This window comes from Desulforudis sp. DRI-14, assembly GCF_052618305.1.
In genome coordinates this window covers 56,856-72,481 of record NZ_JBQXEZ010000009.1, presented here as the reverse complement: position 1 = coordinate 72,481, position 15,626 = coordinate 56,856, and the positions used below count along the sequence as shown (strand labels likewise).

At 55.3% G+C, this 15,626-nt stretch carries 15 protein-coding genes and 1 riboswitch; of the genes, 9 read left to right on the top strand and 6 right to left on the bottom strand.

Annotated features, from left to right (window positions below; all coding sequences use genetic code 11):
* The 6 genes from ACUM6F_RS07300 to ACUM6F_RS07275 form a co-directional block, all read right to left on the bottom strand.
* Positions 1-370 (bottom strand): plasmid pRiA4b ORF-3 family protein (locus ACUM6F_RS07300; RefSeq protein ID WP_445348834.1); only part of this gene is annotated, 370 nt, incomplete at its 3' end.
* Positions 343-1,197, bottom strand: a complete 855-nt coding sequence (locus ACUM6F_RS07295) for a YecA family protein (protein ID WP_445348832.1) — start codon at positions 1,195-1,197, stop codon at positions 343-345. The genes ACUM6F_RS07295 and ACUM6F_RS07300, both read right to left, overlap by 28 nt.
* A 154-nt stretch (positions 1,198-1,351) precedes the next feature.
* Positions 1,352-1,795 carry a type II toxin-antitoxin system VapC family toxin gene (locus tag ACUM6F_RS07290; protein ID WP_445348831.1) on the bottom strand — a complete coding sequence of 148 codons (444 nt, stop codon included), beginning with the start codon at positions 1,793-1,795 and terminating at the stop codon, positions 1,352-1,354.
* Positions 1,792-2,076 (bottom strand): type II toxin-antitoxin system Phd/YefM family antitoxin, encoded by a 285-nt coding sequence (locus tag ACUM6F_RS07285; protein WP_445348830.1) that lies wholly within the window; start codon positions 2,074-2,076, stop codon positions 1,792-1,794. Before ACUM6F_RS07285 ends, ACUM6F_RS07290 begins: the two co-directional genes overlap by 4 nt.
* Before the next feature lie 440 nt (positions 2,077-2,516).
* Positions 2,517-3,518 carry an ABC transporter substrate-binding protein gene (locus ACUM6F_RS07280; protein WP_445348829.1) on the bottom strand — a complete coding sequence of 334 codons (1,002 nt, stop codon included), beginning with the start codon at positions 3,516-3,518 and terminating at the stop codon, positions 2,517-2,519.
* 19 nt (positions 3,519-3,537) lie between these two features.
* Entirely contained in the window at positions 3,538-3,732 is a 195-nt protein-coding gene (locus tag ACUM6F_RS07275; RefSeq protein WP_445348828.1) for a TraR/DksA C4-type zinc finger protein, read from the bottom strand.
* Positions 3,733-4,283: 551 nt separating this feature from the next.
* Between ACUM6F_RS07275 and ACUM6F_RS07270 the strand changes: the two genes are divergently transcribed.
* From ACUM6F_RS07270 to ACUM6F_RS07230, 9 genes are all read left to right on the top strand, one after another.
* Entirely contained in the window at positions 4,284-5,456 is a 1,173-nt protein-coding gene (locus tag ACUM6F_RS07270) for a glycosyltransferase (protein WP_445348827.1), read from the top strand.
* Positions 5,449-6,237: a PIG-L deacetylase family protein gene (locus ACUM6F_RS07265; protein WP_445348826.1), complete on the top strand. Its 789-nt coding sequence runs from the start codon at positions 5,449-5,451 to the stop codon at positions 6,235-6,237. Before ACUM6F_RS07270 ends, ACUM6F_RS07265 begins: the two co-directional genes overlap by 8 nt.
* Positions 6,238-6,262: 25 nt before the next feature.
* Entirely contained in the window at positions 6,263-6,829 is a 567-nt protein-coding gene (locus tag ACUM6F_RS07260) for a DedA family protein (protein ID WP_445348825.1), read from the top strand.
* A gap of 172 nt (positions 6,830-7,001) precedes the next feature.
* Positions 7,002-7,724 carry a helix-turn-helix domain-containing protein gene (locus ACUM6F_RS07255; RefSeq protein ID WP_445348824.1) on the top strand — a complete coding sequence of 241 codons (723 nt, stop codon included), beginning with the start codon at positions 7,002-7,004 and terminating at the stop codon, positions 7,722-7,724.
* Positions 7,725-7,799: 75 nt separating this feature from the next.
* The gene (locus ACUM6F_RS07250) at positions 7,800-9,164 is read left to right on the top strand and encodes a radical SAM/SPASM domain-containing protein (protein WP_445348823.1); all 1,365 of its coding nucleotides are present in this window, start codon (positions 7,800-7,802) and stop codon (positions 9,162-9,164) included.
* Between the two features lie 80 nt (positions 9,165-9,244).
* The gene (locus ACUM6F_RS07245; protein WP_445348822.1) at positions 9,245-9,853 is read left to right on the top strand and encodes a lysophospholipid acyltransferase family protein; all 609 of its coding nucleotides are present in this window, start codon (positions 9,245-9,247) and stop codon (positions 9,851-9,853) included.
* Positions 9,850-10,710 (top strand): patatin-like phospholipase family protein, encoded by an 861-nt coding sequence (locus tag ACUM6F_RS07240; RefSeq protein ID WP_445348821.1) that lies wholly within the window; start codon positions 9,850-9,852, stop codon positions 10,708-10,710. Before ACUM6F_RS07245 ends, ACUM6F_RS07240 begins: the two co-directional genes overlap by 4 nt.
* A 448-nt stretch (positions 10,711-11,158) precedes the next feature.
* Positions 11,159-11,245, top strand: a riboswitch (cyclic di-GMP riboswitch).
* Positions 11,246-11,337: 92 nt separating this feature from the next.
* Entirely contained in the window at positions 11,338-13,218 is a 1,881-nt protein-coding gene (locus ACUM6F_RS07235; RefSeq protein ID WP_445348820.1) for a DUF342 domain-containing protein, read from the top strand.
* A 72-nt stretch (positions 13,219-13,290) separates the two neighbouring features.
* Positions 13,291-15,474: a PAS domain S-box protein gene (locus ACUM6F_RS07230; protein ID WP_445348819.1), complete on the top strand. Its 2,184-nt coding sequence runs from the start codon at positions 13,291-13,293 to the stop codon at positions 15,472-15,474.
* Positions 15,475-15,626: the final 152 nt, after the last annotated feature.

Genomic DNA, 15,626 nt, shown 5'->3' with positions numbered 1-15,626 from the left:
TGCCATTCGTATCCTTCTCTGCCCAGACAAGATAGTCATCGTGCTCCGGATGCTGAGGGTCTCGAATAATGCTCAGGAATTCTTTGTATCCGGTAACGCCGCCCACATCCTCCGGCGGTCTGTGGCGGGCGCCGTCGATACAAAGCGGATAGCGCTTACCCTTTTCAGCAGGCAGTATTCTTTCCAAAACAATATCGTGCCTCCAGTTATCGCCGAGGTCGTAAGTATAGACACATTTCCCGCGCTCAACAAGAAGGCCATCGATTTTAGTTCTCTTGGCGTTCAGTTCTCTAGTGCCGTAAAGTTCTCCCGGAGCGTAATCGGGGTCGGGAATATGCACTACTACATCCCCGAAGTCATAGTTAAACAGGTGGTAGTCCTGCCAGCCAAAGGCAGCCTGAATGATCTTGTGCAGCTTGTGGAATGCCTCCAGATGGTCGGTTTAATACCTTTGAGCGTTATTTTAAGCTGGTACACTATGTTTTCAGTGTTCGTGTTGACGGCGTTTGTACTATGTCTTCCCTCGGTCGCCGCACATCCTGCAGTTGGGAATGGTACAATTCTCCCGCCGCCACAACACTTTTTGTACCTTTGCCCGCTGCCGCAGGGACAGGGATCGTTACCTCCTACCTTAACCTTTGCATCCGGAGGTGTGTTTTGCCTGGACCGCAACAAATTAAGCATCTGAACATACCTGTTGAACTCCTTGGCATCCTCGAGATTTACTCCTGCTTTCATTGCACCCATTACAAGCTGCTTTGCAGGTCCCCAGTAGGCAAGATTGTCTGCCCGCTCAATCATTTCGTTGGAAACCTTTTTGAGGCGTGAAATAAGCCTCGATGCATCAGATATGTAATCTCTACTCTGCAAAAACCCAAAGAAACCCGTCAGGACAGGCTCTACATTTCTGTAGAAGTCCACATCGGCGGAAACCTTCCTCGGCAGTAAATCCAGGCAGCATTCCTCCAATGCCGTTGCAGTCCATTCTGAAGGCTCCTGAAGAAAATATCCGTACATCAAATCCGCAAAAAGTTCAATAATGAACCAGCTTTCCTCCTTCTGGGCCTCGGTAAGGGATTTGTACCGCTGGTCTTTTTCGAACTCCTCCGCCCATGCCAGAACCCTGTTCCTAATTTCGTTCTTTTGGGAATCAGAATACTCTTTCATTTCCGTTACCTGCCTTGTTTTAAAATCCATCAGCTAAAAAAAGCAAACCAGCTTCTTTCAAACAAATAGGTTATAGATAATACCGGGGGCCAATGTCAGAGCTGGAGAATGTTATCAAAGCAGAGGGCCTAATTGATGCCATAGTCGCCACAGATAGAGATTACTCTGTGTAGTTGTCAAAAGCCTAACTTCGCCGGTCCTCGGTTAAAAGTAAACCTTCCCCCTCAGCGGCGACAAGGAGACGGGAATCGAAGGCAAGCATCTTTATTTCCGGGATCTCCTTTTGTACGGTCTTTGCTGCAGCCAGGTGCCAGAGGTCTGCGCCAGGCAGGGGCCATTTCTCGGCAAGTAGCCGGATTTCGCCGGGAGACGGCGCGATATGAAGCTGGTACCAAGGCCCGTTCTCCAGGGCTTGAAGAGCTGCAGTGATGAGAACATCGGCCAGGATACGTTCGCGCTTCAGGCGAGCGATAACGGCATGGCTTTCGGCCAAGGCCAGTGTGGAAAGAAGATGTACCCCATCTGTTCGGGACCATTTCCAGGCCTCATCGCTGTGGGCATCCCGGAAGAGAGCGGATATGACAGCAGATGTATCCCAGTAGATGACAGCCAGGCTTTGGTGTTTCATGCGTTGCGGTCTTCCTCGAGGTAACGTTGTGCGAGGCCATTCGGTACAGGAAGGGGCGGAGGCAGGGGGCGCCAGCCTTTGGGGGCCGGAGTAACCCATCCGTTTTGTTCCAGGTTATGTAGCCTGGTTTCGACAGTCAATTCCTCCGGAGTCACAGGGACAAGCTTAGCCACCGGCAGTCCTCGATCGGTAAGGATAATTTGCGCTCCTTGGTGAACATCTTTCAAGAGACGGCTGAGGTTCATCTTTGCTTCGCGTATTCCCACGCTGATTTGGCGCATGTCGACCACTCCAATGTAACCATTGTAGTTACATTACATATATTACTAGGAGCTACATTTGTCAACCAAAGCCTGCAAGAATAAGAAAGGGTGGATTCATATCCGGCAATTCCCGTGTGTGTGGCGATGCTGCTGAAGCGGCCGCGGGACTGGGAAAAGGAGCAAAGCCAGAAGCTACTGATGGTCTAAAATATGAAACGGGCGATGGGAGAATCGTATTTCATCCTTAGTCAGAGAGACAAGGCGGCGAGCCTTTTTGAGAAATGGCTCGCAGAAGACCCGATCTGGGGATGGGACTGGATAGGCTGGGCTGATTGCTGGATGTTGCACTCATCAAAGGATCGGGACGATTTGGAGAAGGCTGCCGCTATACTTCAGAGAGGGCTCCTGGCGGCGGCCGTCGCCGACAAGGAATACATCTACGAAAGACTTGTAGATCTTTACCTTTTACTGTCCGGGGGGATAAAGCCCGGATTGCCGGCCCTGGCCTGGCCGCGCTGGGCGACATCCACGGTCTCCTGCCGGTCGATGATGTAGGCCAGCGCCTGGCGGAACCCCCGGGAACTGAAGGGCTCCTTCTTGTGGTTGATCATCAGCTTGGCATCCCAGTAGTACGGGCTCTTGATGACCGTAAAGCCCTCTTGGGCCAGCGCCTCGATGCTTTCGGGCGGAACGGACGCGGCGTTGATCTCCTTGCGCCGGAGGGCGGCCGGCGCCGTTCCCTCGTCCATCTTCACAAAGCGGAGTTCCTTGACCGTCACACGGCCGCCGTAGTAATCCTCGTTGGCCAGGTAATGGTACGTGCCCTGAGCCTTGTTGTAGTCGCCGTACTTAAAAGGTCCCGTGCCTACCAGCGCCGCCGGTTCCTGGAAGGTTTCCGGGTCCTTGACCGCACTCCAGATATGCTTCGGGATCAAGGGGAGCGTTCCGGCAATGTTATCTAGGAAGGGAGCATACGGCGCGTCCAGGGTGACGACCAGCGTCTTTTTATCGGGCGCCTCCGCCTTCTCCACCGGTGCGAGGTCGGTAAACTTATAGGCGTGTTCCTTAGCGTAGTTTAAGGAAAAAGCGGCGTCCTCGGCCGTAAAGGGCCGGCCGTCATGCCACCGCACGCCGTCGCGCAGCTTGAAGGTCCAGACCTTGCCGCTCTCGTCGCAGGACCAGCTCTCGGCCAGAGCAGGAATAAAACCTTTTTCATCCTTCCACACCAACGTGTCGAACAAAAGGCTCATCCGGATGTACCCCGGTCCGCGCTGGTAATGCGCAAACGGGCTCGGGAAGCCCCAGTCGCCTGTGGAGTCGGCGATCGTGTAGACCGCCGGAGTAGAGGGCACCGGTTTCTCCGCCGTTTTTACCGGAGAGTCCCCGCTGCGGCACCCGGCAGCGGCCAGAAGAAGAAAGAGGGCGAGCAAAACCAAACCGGTGGTGCAAATCCGTCGCATCTGAAGCCCACCTCCTCGTCTACCTGCCGCCCGCCGGCGGCGCGGCGTAGCTGTCGGCGCAGGGAATGCAGACCGGCTTGCCGTCGCGCATCCGCACGCGCGGCTCCATCGCCGCCTCGCCGCAGGATGCGCAGACCACTGAGGGGAAGATGCGCGCCTTCGGCGGCAGGTCGAGGCGCACCTCACGGATGTCCAACAGTTCTTCTTTCGGCATCTCCAAGAGCTCGCGGATCCTGGCTTCCCGCTTGGCGGCGAAGGCTTCCCGCTCCTCCGGCCGGCCGGCCCGGCCATCACCTTGTTCATCAGCGCGACATAGGAGGGATCGCTCTGCCCTGTGGAGCGCACAGCGATCCGTACCGCCCGCCCGCTCTTGCGGCTGCGTGCTCCCTTTTGCTTCTGATGCTTCTGAGGCAGGAAACGCCTGTTTTTCTGTCGAACTTGTCTGCCGGAGGTGTCGTGTCCTGCGGAGAGTCGTCTGGCCTGTTAGTTCTGCCTTTTTTGCCTTATACATCGTCCTAAGATTCAGCGCAGAGGTTCAGGCGACCCTCAGGCTGCGGAAGCGCTACATGGGATTGTCACCTCCGTCTCCTACCGCGGCGCCGGCCGCGTCAGGCTCAATAACTGCGACGAGCGATGAGATGATCGGCGTCAATCGGCGTCGAGGCCCCACATCCCCCACCTGCGGATCATCCGACCAACTCCGGGGAAGAAGCCGGCGCATTCACAAAAGTTTTACAGATCGCATGAGGAAAAAGGGGAACGGGGATGCGTATTCTCATAGGCTCGGAATCTTTTTACCCCAATGTATCGGGTGTTGCAGTTACCACCTTTAACCTTGCCAGTTATCTAGCTCACCGGGGCTACGATGTGTTGCTGATGGTTCCTTCTCCGAGCCGCCGGACCTTTCAGGAAGCTTTTCCGGAAGGTTTTGATGTGTGGCGGGTGTCTTCAATCCCCCATACTTTTCGCAAGGGGTTCCGCGTAACGGTTTACCCTCTGCGCCAGGCCCGTCACCTGGTCGGTAAGTTTTGTCCGGATGTCGTCCACCTCCAGGATCCTACGTCGATTGGTTCGGCGTTGTTGAGGGCTTCGCAGGAGAAAGGGATTCCCGTGGTGATAAGTCACCATTTTACGCTTGAGTACGTTTTGGCCTATCTCTGGTTTCTGCGGCCGTTCCACGGCTACTTGGGGCGCAAGCTGGCTTCTGCGATGGCGGCTTTTTACAATCAATGCCGGCACGTGATCTGTCCCAGTCAAACGGTACGCCACTACCTTTTGCAGATTGGGGTAAGGACTCCGGTGACGGTCGTTTCCAATGGCGTAGACCTCGACCGCTTTTTCGCCTACGAGCCCCCTTCGGCGGTGCGCAAGGCTTTTCGCCTGCCTGCAAAGCCCGTTGTTTTGTACGTGGGCAGGATGGATCCCGATAAAAGTCTTGACACTTTATTAAAGGCTATCCCCTTTATCCTGGCCCAACACGATGTGCACTTTGTACTGTGCGGCACCGGTAACCTAAGAGAGAAATTTGAGCGCCAGGTAAGGAGAGACGGGCTGTCTGCTTACGTAACGTTTCTAGGTCCTCTGTCCAACCACGGCAGCGAGTTGCCCCGCCTTTACCATCTGGCCACTTGCTTTGTTATCCCTTCAGGTGTCGAATCCCAGAGTATCGTTACTCTGGAAGCCATGGCTTCCGGACTTCCGGTGATTGCGGTACAAGCGGGGGCTCTTCCTGAACTGGTTGCCGATAAAGAGAATGGTTTTCTCTTTCGCCTAGGCGACCCCGAAGATCTGGCCGCCAAGGTCAACATCTTACTGGCCGACGACGAGCTGCGCAATCGTATGCGGCAAAGAGGGCTGGAGAAGGCACTGGGCCACAGCCTCGAGCTCAGTATGGCGCGCATAGAAAAGATCTACCACGAGGTGGTCCGGGATGAATAAGTATTATGTTGCTTTAGCCGCAATGGTATTGACGGCCGGCGGATACGTTTATCACGGCTATGCCTCAAGCGTTCTTTCTCAGCCCGCCTGTCATCTTCTGGGGGAAATGCCCGGTCCGCGGTCTTCGGACCGGCTCCTTTGCTTTTCTCCCCATCCTGATGACGAGACCATCGCCGCCGGAGGTTATCTCAGTCAGGCTTGTCGCGCGGGGGCAGAAGTGCGCGTGGTAATGGCTACCGATGGCAACAGGCGCGGACTTATGGTCCTGCGCCACGAAGAGTTTCGCCGGGCCACAGGCATTCTGGGAGTGCCGGAAAGGGGACTCGAGTTTTGGGGTTATCCCGACGGTGATCTCCTATCTTTCTATCCTTCTCTAAAGCAGCGAATAGCTCAGGAGATAGGACGGTACTCCCCGACGGTTATTCTCTATCCCCATCCTGCCGACAACCATCCCGACCATGCCGTCCTGGGGAAAACTGTAGAGGAGGTCTTGCAGGAGCAGGGCTGTTCGGGTGAAGAGGTTATGGCATGTCGTTACCTGGTTCATCACCGCTACCACCCTCAACCTAAGAGGCTTGCCCGTGAGGGTTACCTGCTGCCTTCGGTCTCTATGTTACGCCTTGACCGGCAATGGCTCACGTTTCCTTTACCAGAAGAAACAGTCGACCTGAAAGCGGAGGCAATAGGTCAGTACCACACGCAGCTCCGTAATCCTTTCCTTCGGCCCCTTTTATGGGCTTTCGTGAGAAAAAACGAACTCTTCGCACGCTGGACGCTGTGAAGCGAAAGTTGAATCAGGCATGGACTTGTGGGACTATTTAGGGATAGCAGGCATTTTTTTCAGCCTGGCCGTGGAAAACTTTGGGGTGCCCTTCCCTACGGAGGCTGCTTATGTGGCGGCTTGCGCCCTGCTTGACCAAGGCCGTTCCTATCTTTTCATTTTCACCGTGTTAACCGCGGGCCATCTGGTCGGCAGCAGCGCGGCATATTTTGCCGGCAGAGAAATGAGGGCCTGGACGTACCGGCGGCTGGGTCAGAAACGCGAACTGCAACAAATGGCTGATAAGCTGCAGCTGTGGTACGCCCGCTACGGCTTATTGGCCGTTTTTCTGTTCAGGTTTGTCGGCTATGCCCGTCCCTGGTCTTCTTTGGTTGCCGGTTTTGCCCGCTTGCGGCCGGTGGGTTTCTTTCTGGCTACTTTCCTCGGCACGGTAATTTTCAACCTGGTTCTCTTAGAAGTTACACGCCGTTTTCTTACGTTGTTGAGCCCCTCTGAGGGAGTGCGCTTGGCGCTCGCCGGGATGATCATTACCTCCCTTATGTTTTTCTTCGCCGTACGTTATTATCGAACGCGGCGTAAAAAGACCTCATAACTTCTTGCCCTTCCCCCTCGGCGGCGGTCTGGAGGCGGCGGCTCAGTTTTACGGGCGGAATTTGCGCCTTCGCAAAAAATAACGGCCTGGGGAGATTGCACAGCGGATTGATCCCCTAAACTAGATATAATATAATTTGAAAAAGTTTATTTTGGTTTTTTAGGGGAAAGGAATGTTGCACCAGGTGACGCTTACACGCCGCCGTACGGAATTCTTGGCCAAGATCCTCAGGCTGTTTGAAGCTATGGGGGAACCGGTGCATTATACTGCTGTGGCCGAGGCGCTCGGCGTGAGTAAGTGGACGGCCTACGATATGCTGAAGGCGTTGGAGGAAGACGGGTTCCTGGACAGCGCGTACGCCGTGAACCGTGAAGAACGGGTTCCGGGACGGTCGATGGTCGTTTTCCGGCCTACGGAACGCGCTTGGCGGTGGCGGGAAAACGGTGGTCCGGAGTGTGTCGACCGGGTGCAGGCGATCGGGGGGGGGGAATGGTCCGCTATCCGGAAAGAACTCCTGGGTTTGCTGGATCAAGTTAAGAGCGGCGGGGCGCGGAAAGTGATTGATGAACTGCTGGACACGATGCCGGCCATCGAACGTCCGGTAGCCCTCGGCGCGTATACTATCGTTCTCCTAATCGTCTATCTCGAGCATCTGGGCGCTCGCGGGCTGGCGACGGTTCAGAATATCCTGCATGCGGCCGCCAGGCCGGAAATAACCTTAAGCCTTTTTGCCGGTACGGCCATCGGTTCGGCCATCAGGGGGGTGAAAGACAGTCTGCACAAGAGGATCGAGGCACAGGTCCGGCGATTCCTCGAATCCATTGGTGAATGTAATGCGCGCGAGGGCAAACTGCTGGTCGGCTTTTTGCGACAGGCCCTGGAACGCAGTCTCTAATTTTTTTACATAATTTTTGGGTCTCTTTGGTTTATGGGGTAAGACGGGATTTTAGGAAAGGAGGAGCGGTTCCGTATGTCCTGGCAGTCCAGTTTATTGAATAACCGTATTTCGGCGGAGGTAGTCGAACAGACCCTAGCCTACGCGGCTAAGGACCCCGAGAACAACATTCCGCGGCTTTTCAACCTGGCCCGGGCTTTAGCCGTCCGGGAGGAGCACAAGAAGCAGGTCGACAGGGTTGCCGAGGTTTACCGCGAGAACCCGGCCATGCGTGCCTATATTAACAATCTGGCGGCGAAAACACATCCCAACATCCGGAAACGACTGGTCTTCAACTGGTTTGCGCGGGCGATGCTGGCCGGTATCCCCCGGCAGCGTCGCTTGACGGAGGAGCTGGGCTTCAATGTTCCCAACTTCATCCTGGTGGATCCGACAAGCGCCTGCAACCTGGCCTGCGAGGGGTGCTGGGCGGGCAGGTACTCGCCGAAGAATTCCCTCGCGCCGGAAAGACTCGACCGGCTTTTCGACGAGGCCAAGGAGCTGGGGATCTATTGGATCGTCTTTTCGGGCGGGGAACCCCTGGTTTACCCGCACCTTTTCGACCTGATGGCCAAGCACGGCGACATGGCCTTCATGGCCTACACCAACGGTACGCTCATCGACGAACGGCTGGCCGACCGGATCATCGAGGTCGGCAACTTCAGTCCCGCCATCAGCCTGGAGGGCTGGCGCGACCGAACGGACGCCCGCCGCGGGGCCGGCACCTTTGACAGGGTCATGCGGGCCATGGACCTTTTGCGCGAGCGGGGTGCCGTTTTCGGAGTCTCCATTACCATCACCCGGCAGAATGTCGATGAAGTCACCAGCGATGCGTTTATCGACTTCTTGATCGAGAAAGGCGTGGCCTACGGCTGGACCTTCCACTATATCCCGGTCGGGCGCGACCCGAATCCGGACCTGATGATCACTCCCCGGCAGCGGGCCTACCTGGCGGAGCGCATCCCCTACATCCGGGCGCACAAGCCGATCCTCATCGCCGACTTCTGGAATGACGGGGAACTGACGGGGGGCTGCATCGCCGGCGGCCGCCGCTACTTCCACATCAACGCCGCCGGGGAGGTGGAGCCCTGCGCCTTCGTCCACTTCGCGGTGGACAATATCAACCATAAGAGCCTGAAGGATGTTCTGGGGTCGCCTCTCTTCCGGGCCTACCAGAAACGACAGCCCTTCTCCGAAAACCTCCTGCGGCCGTGTCCGATCATCGACTGCCCGTCGGCGTTGCGGGAGATCGTGGCCGAATCCGGTGCCCGGCCGACCCATAAGGGGGCGGAAACCGTACTGACGGGGACGGCAGCCGCGCACCTGGACCGCCGTGCGGCCGAATGGGGCGCCGTCGCCGACGAAATCTGGGTGAAACTGCACGGGCGGTGCCAGGTATGAGCGACCGCCGGCCGGAAGTAAGGGGGTCCCCTGCCGGATCGGACGCAGGCTACCGCTTGGTCCGGTTCCTGCTCTCGCTATTGTTTCGTATTACCGGGGGGCTGGTGGTCAGGGGAAAAGAACAGATTCCGCTGGATGCGCCGCTTATTGTTGTTGCCAATCATGCCAGCCTCGCGGACGGGATTGTTCTGGTCGCCGCTTTTCCGCGACGAGTGGCCTCGTTGTCGGCGGCATATCTCTTTGAGCGGCCGATTGCCGGCCCGTTACTGCGCTGGTTTGGGGCGATCCCCGTCGAAGGAGGGCCGGGTGCGGCGGCCGGAATAAGAAAGGCGCTGCACCTTCTGGAGACCGGGGGGGCGCTCATGGTTTTCCCTGAAGGAGGGGTGGGTCCGGGTCACCGGCCTTTTGAACCGGGATGGGCCTACCTGGCCTTGAAGGCGGGGGCGACCGTGCTTCCGGTCGGCATCCGGGGAAGCGGGCACTTGCTTCCTCCGGGGACGATGCGCCCGTACAGGGCAAAGGTGGAAGTAGCCATCGGTCAACCCTTTACGGTGGCGCGGACTGCCCGGCCGCGCCGGGCGGAGATGGCCTCTCTGAACACGATGATGGAGAAGCAGTTATGGTATCTTTGCGATAGCGTGAGCGAGCATCCTGACAAGGGGGATCAGATGGTGAAGGTGGAAAAGTGAGGAAGGTGCGGTTGGGCTTGGCCCTAGGCGGCGGGGGAGCCCGGGGCTATGCTCACCTGGGGGTCATAAAGGTACTGCAGAAGACGGGCATCTCCATCGACATCCTGGCGGGAAGCAGCATGGGCGCCGTCGTGGGCGCGGCCTGGGCCACGGGTTACAGCATTGCGGAGATGGAAAGCATCGCCCGGAATACCCGCTGGGGAGAACTGCTTCGCCTGACGGATATCTCCTTTCCCCGCCACGGCCTGATCCTTGGCCGCCGGCTGGAAGATTATTATTTCTCCTTAATCGGCGGGCGGAAGTTTGCCGAGTTGCGAAAACCATTGACGGTCGTCGCCTGCGACCTGATTAGCGGAGACGAGGTAAGGCTGCGGTCAGGACCGCTGGCGCGTGCCCTGCGGGCCAGCACCGCTATCCCGGGGATCTTTGCGCCCGTTTTTCTGGATGACCGTGTCCTGGTCGACGGGTGCGTGGTCAGTCCGGTGCCGCTACTGGCGGCGGTGGAAATGGGGGCTTCCGTGGTTATTGCCGTGGATGTCGGCACGGCGAGAGATCGTCCTGCGGCGGCCTTCCGGGCGGGGGAGATTTGCTGCAGGTTACTGTTCAAGCATGGCCGGGATTGGTACCCGGAGTCGCGGCCGCCGGGTTTTCTGGGTATTGTGGGACGTTCATTAATGTTGAACTGGCAACGGAACAGCCGGCTGGATTCTCCCTGTGGTGCGGTGACGGTGCTCTTAATCAAACCACGGGTGGAAAGAGTGCGATGGTATGAGTTCCAGAGGGTGGACGAGTGCGTGGCCGCAGGGGAGGAAGCGGGGCGCCGGGTCCTTGACCAGCTCCAAAACCTGATCGAATGAATACTGGTTAGGGTCAGCGGTCTCCGGCGCCGGGATTTCCGCAGCTATGCTATTCAGGTTATTGCTTTTCATGGTGGCGCATAAATCCCCCCCCAAGGGGATTTTGTGGACATTAGCGATCAGGTTGTGATGGGTTTTCCGGCTTAGTGCCAGACTTCACAAATATTGCAGGTAAAAGACAAAGCTACTTATGCAGTTACTATCCTTATGCAGTAAGGGTCTTGTCTAAATGTATATGAAAAATTTATCCAAAATGAAGGAATCGGTAGAAATATGTCGAATTTCGGACCATAGTCCTAGCCCACTGGGACTATAGTCCGAAGGTTGCTACGATCCGCACAGTCTTCCGTCTCCGGTATGCAAGCGTTAACAGGATGATAAGTGGATAAAGAGTAACAAATTTCACAAGTTGTACATGATCTTATAATAAACAAATAATATATTGTACTCCACAAAAAGGCAAAGCCGCCGAAAGGCGGCGGCGCAAAGCTATAGGGACTAACGCGGGATACCGCTATGTCAGCCAGTTGCTGGGGGATGGAATCGCAATGTGTATTACCCACCCTTACTGGCGGTGGGTTTTTATCTTGTCGTAAAGACACTCCACACTTTGGGGGATGACTCGAAATGTCTAACCCGAATGATTTAGATAAAACAATGGACAACGTTTTAAACAGCGTTCTGCCGCCTAAGACTTTGAGGCATTCCGGGGATATGTCCTCAATGGAAGCCAAAACCCCGGCCGTTGCTGAAGATATCGCGGGGTTGGCCTGGGTTAGCAACGGTCGCATCTTTGTCAAGGACTCCGAAAGCGGTGGTGCCCCGGCCCGGCTGGCACCATCCGGGTTAAAGGTATTGGTGAATGGTGTCCCTGTACAGGAAACCGTCCCGATTCGAGAGAGCGATCATATTGAGTACGAACCCAGAATTGAGCTTATTCCACCTTGTCTTGAAGTTGTCATAAGCGATGACGGTTTGGTGGCGTACTTAAATGTTGCCTTTAGTCGTCGTGTCGAGTATGTGCTGGAAGACCAGGAACCGTCGACTCTCTTAACTTTACGGGCTAAACCGGTTTCCCACCCAGGTGAGCCCCCCGATCTGGACCAGGCTCTGGCTGTTTTAAAGCAGAAAGGAGTTACTTATGGAATACACCTGGCAAGATTAAGGCAGCTTCGTGGTACGCCCGAGGAAGGCCGGTTTATCGTTGCCTCTGGTATTCCGCCCGGGATATCTCAAGCTGAAAGTGTCGAGATCCTCTTTGGACAAGGCAAGTTTTGCCTTAGTCCCGATAAACGCAACAACGTGGATTTTCGGGAATGCCGTCGGCTGGCTACCGTCGAGCAGGGGCAGCTGCTGGTCCGAAAAATCCCGGGCAAACTTGGCACCCCGGGTATGAACGTACGGGGGGAGGCGCTTTTGCCTGAACCGCCGCAGTCTATTCAACTGTTATGCGGTCAGGGAACCGCCCTGGCAGACGGCGGAAATACCGTTATAGCTACAACCAGCGGTCAACCTTTTTGCGAAAAACATAGCCGTACGTACTTTTTCCGCGTCGAGTCGGTTTATTCCATTAACGGGGACATTGACTTGTCTGTTGGCAATGTGCGTTTTGTTGGCAGTATTAGTGTCCGCGGCAATGTAAGAGCGGGAGTGTTGGTATACTCTGCCGAAGATATTTATGTCAGTGAAAATGTGGATAATGCCCAGATGGTTGCGTACAGGTCGATCACGATTGGCGGGTCTGTATTCGGTAGTACCGTTATAGCTGGTTGTTGCAACCGTTTGTCTTTGCAAAAGGTAGCCGGTCAGTTAGCGCATGTGATAAACCAGTTGAGTCTTTTGCTTCAAGTCCTCGAGGAGGTACACGCCAACCCAAGAGTCAGACATTCCAACCTGGGTTTTGGGCAATTGTTGCAACGGGTGGTGGACCTCCGCTTTGGCAATTTACCCGCAGAAGTACATAATCTCCTCAATTCCCTGCGGCGCCTGGCCATTGCCGTTCAGCCGGAGGACATACGAGCCAGCCTGATCGATTTTGAATACTATTTTGACGGGATCAACTTATTGCGGCTGCAGAGCATTGAGCAACTCCATCTCCTTTATCACAAACTTAAGGTTCTAGCCAGTCTGGCTGACGAAGCCGAGGACACAGGTGGGAACCTTGTGCTAAAGTCTGCGGTGAACAGTTCACTTGCGGCATCCGGTACTATTTCCATTGTGGGTCAGGGATGTTATTGCTCACGGGTGGAAGCCGGGGGCGATGTAAATGTACGCGGAATCGTTCGCGGGGGGCATCTCATTTCGAAAAAAGGCGCGATAGTTGTGGACGAGGCCGGTTCAGACTGGGGTGTCAAGACCGTACTTTCTGTAAACCCCGGGGGACACGTATTTATGGGACGTGCTTACCCCGGCGTGTATGCCAATGTCGGAAACCAAGTGCTCACTATTAAAGAGGATGTCTGTCATATGCGCGTTTATCTCGATAGTCAGGGGAAATTGAGGTTTTAGCGTCAGGGTAATAAACGAGGGCAATCCTTTCCGCAGGGTACCATTCAAAAGAGGGAGGAACAGGCATCCTGTATGGCGTCACAGAGCAAGAAGATGGCAAAGAATCCGGGTGAAGAACGCGACCGCGTCTCTGCGGTTCTTGACCGCACCAACTCCTTGGTGTGCGTTCTTGACCGGAACGGGCGGATCGTCCGTTTCAACCGTGCCTGCGAGCAAACAACCGGCTATTTGTTCGAGGAACTGAAGGGGGAGCACGTCTGGGATCTGCTCCTGGTTCCTGAAGAGGTCGAAACGGTTAGAGATAACTTTAAGAATTTACAGGCCGGTCAATTTCCTAACCGGCGCAACAACTGCTGGGTAACGAAAGACGGGCGGCGCCGATTGATCGCATGGTCGAACACCGCCATCCAGGATGAAGACGGCTCAGTTAAGTATGTTGTCGCGGTAGGTGTCGACATTACCGACCGTAAGCAAGCGGAGGACGCACTGATAAAATCCGAACTGGAAAGAGCCGTTATTTTGGATGTCGTGTCGGAATTTGTAAGTTGCTACGACACAGACTCGAGAATCATATGGTCAAACAAGGCTGTGCTGGAGATGCTGGGCTTGCCCCCGGAGCAAGTGGTGGGACGCCGCTGTTGCGAGGCCATGCGCCAACGCACCAAATTATGCGAAGAGTGCCCGATAGTAGCAGCACTTGAAACAATCACCGAGCGCAAGCGGGCCGAAGAAAGATTACAGCAGCGTCTAAGAATAGAAAAGCTGATCGCTGACATATCGGTGAACCTTATCGGCCTTGCCCCAAACGAGGTTGACAACGGTATAAACGCTGCGCTGCAGGCAATTGGGGAACTTGCCGGTGTCGACCGTAGTTATATCTTTCTGTTTTCCGGCGACGGGACGAAGATGGATAACACACACGAATGGTGTGCGGAAGGGATCAAACCGCAAGTTGACAACTTGAAGGGGTTGCCAAGTGAAAAATTCCCCTGGTGGATGGGCCGGCTCAACCGGTTTGAACCGATATTTGTCTCGAATGTCGAAGAACTTGGTTCCGAAGCGCGCATGGAAAAAGAAATCCTCCAGGCCCGGAATGCCCAGTCGGTTCTCGTTGTTCCGATCGTATATGACAAATCCCTGGTTGGTTTTCTTGGTTTTGACGCGGTACGCGCAAAGCAACTATGGACTGAAGAGGATATCGCAATGCTCAAGACGGTCGGGAAAGTCATTGCCAATGCCCTCCAGCACAGACGCATGCATGAGATCCTTCGGCAGAGAGAAGCCAGTCTAGCCAATGCCCAGCGCATTGCTCATCTTGGCAGCTGGGATTGGGATATTGTGCACAATGAAGTGCATTGGGCTGACGAAATTTATCATATCTTTGGTCTGACCCCGCAGGAATTGGGCACTACCTATGAGGATAGCCTGAAAGCTGTTCACCCTGATGACAGGGGGTTTGTAGAGAAATCTATTGCTAAAGCCTTTAAAGAGGGAAAACCTTATAGTGCAGATTACCGTATCGTTTTGCCGGACGGCTCCGAACGTATTGTACATGCGCAGGCCGAAGTAACTCTTGGTGAGACCGGCAGGCCTATCAAGATGTCTGGAACGGTGCAGGACATCACGGAGCGGATGAGAATCGAGAAAGCACTTCGGGAAAGTTCGGAACAGCTCCAGAAAGCGGTAGAGGGAACGATTCAGGCCGTAGCAAAGTTGGTTGAGATGAAGGATCCTTATACGGCCGGACACCAGCGCCGGGTTGCTGAGCTGGCCTGCGCGATAGCAAAAGAGATGGGCCTTCCTAAAGACCGGATTGAGGGTCTCCGCTTTGGTGCCCTTATTCACGACGTGGGGAAAATACCTGTGCCGGCTGGCATTCTCAACAAGCCAGGCCGCCTGCACGATGCTGAGTTCAGCCTGATCAAGATGCACCCCAAGATTGGGTACGATATCCTGAAAGACGTAAACTTTCCCTGGCCGGTGGCTCAGATTATTCTCCAACATCATGAACGGCTTAACGGTTCAGGATATCCTGGAGGACTTTTCGGCGACGACATCCTTCTGGAAGCACAAATCCTGGGGGTTGCTGATATGGTAGAAGCAATGGCATCACACCGGCCTTATCGCCCTGCGCAAGGCATTGATAAGGCTTTGGAGCAATTAACCAGGGATAAAGGGGTACTGTTCAATCCCGACGTAGTGGATGCTTGCTTAAGACTTTTTACCCGAAAAGGATTTAATTTCGCAGTAAATTAAGGGTCAGGCCGTGCGCCGAGCAAAGGGCGTGTCGTATAGCGGGTGCGAAGCCCACTGGGCTACGCCGATGACCTTGTCTGCTGCTTACAGTACCGAGAGGACGCTGAGAGGTTTTACCGGGCACTCATTCAAAGACTGGCGATGTTCAACCT

Bases quoted from the DNA above. Each gene is read 5' to 3' on its own strand.
- ACUM6F_RS07295 (WP_445348832.1), bottom strand. From the start codon at position 1,197: ATGGATTTTAAAACAAGGCAGGTAACGGAAATGAAAGAGTATTCTGAT.
- ACUM6F_RS07230 (WP_445348819.1), top strand. From the start codon at position 13,291: ATGGCGTCACAGAGCAAGAAGATGGCAAAGAATCCGGGTGAAGAACGC.
- ACUM6F_RS07270 (WP_445348827.1), top strand. From the start codon at position 4,284: ATGCGTATTCTCATAGGCTCGGAATCTTTTTACCCCAATGTATCGGGT.
- ACUM6F_RS07250 (WP_445348823.1), top strand. From the start codon at position 7,800: ATGTCCTGGCAGTCCAGTTTATTGAATAACCGTATTTCGGCGGAGGTA.
- ACUM6F_RS07290 (WP_445348831.1), bottom strand. From the start codon at position 1,795: ATGAAACACCAAAGCCTGGCTGTCATCTACTGGGATACATCTGCTGTC.
- ACUM6F_RS07285 (WP_445348830.1), bottom strand. From the start codon at position 2,076: ATGCGCCAAATCAGCGTGGGAATACGCGAAGCAAAGATGAACCTCAGC.
- ACUM6F_RS07280 (WP_445348829.1), bottom strand. From the start codon at position 3,518: ATGCGACGGATTTGCACCACCGGTTTGGTTTTGCTCGCCCTCTTTCTT.
- ACUM6F_RS07275 (WP_445348828.1), bottom strand. From the start codon at position 3,732: ATGCCGAAAGAAGAACTGTTGGACATCCGTGAGGTGCGCCTCGACCTG.
- ACUM6F_RS07265 (WP_445348826.1), top strand. From the start codon at position 5,449: ATGAATAAGTATTATGTTGCTTTAGCCGCAATGGTATTGACGGCCGGC.
- ACUM6F_RS07235 (WP_445348820.1), top strand. From the start codon at position 11,338: ATGTCTAACCCGAATGATTTAGATAAAACAATGGACAACGTTTTAAAC.
- ACUM6F_RS07255 (WP_445348824.1), top strand. From the start codon at position 7,002: ATGTTGCACCAGGTGACGCTTACACGCCGCCGTACGGAATTCTTGGCC.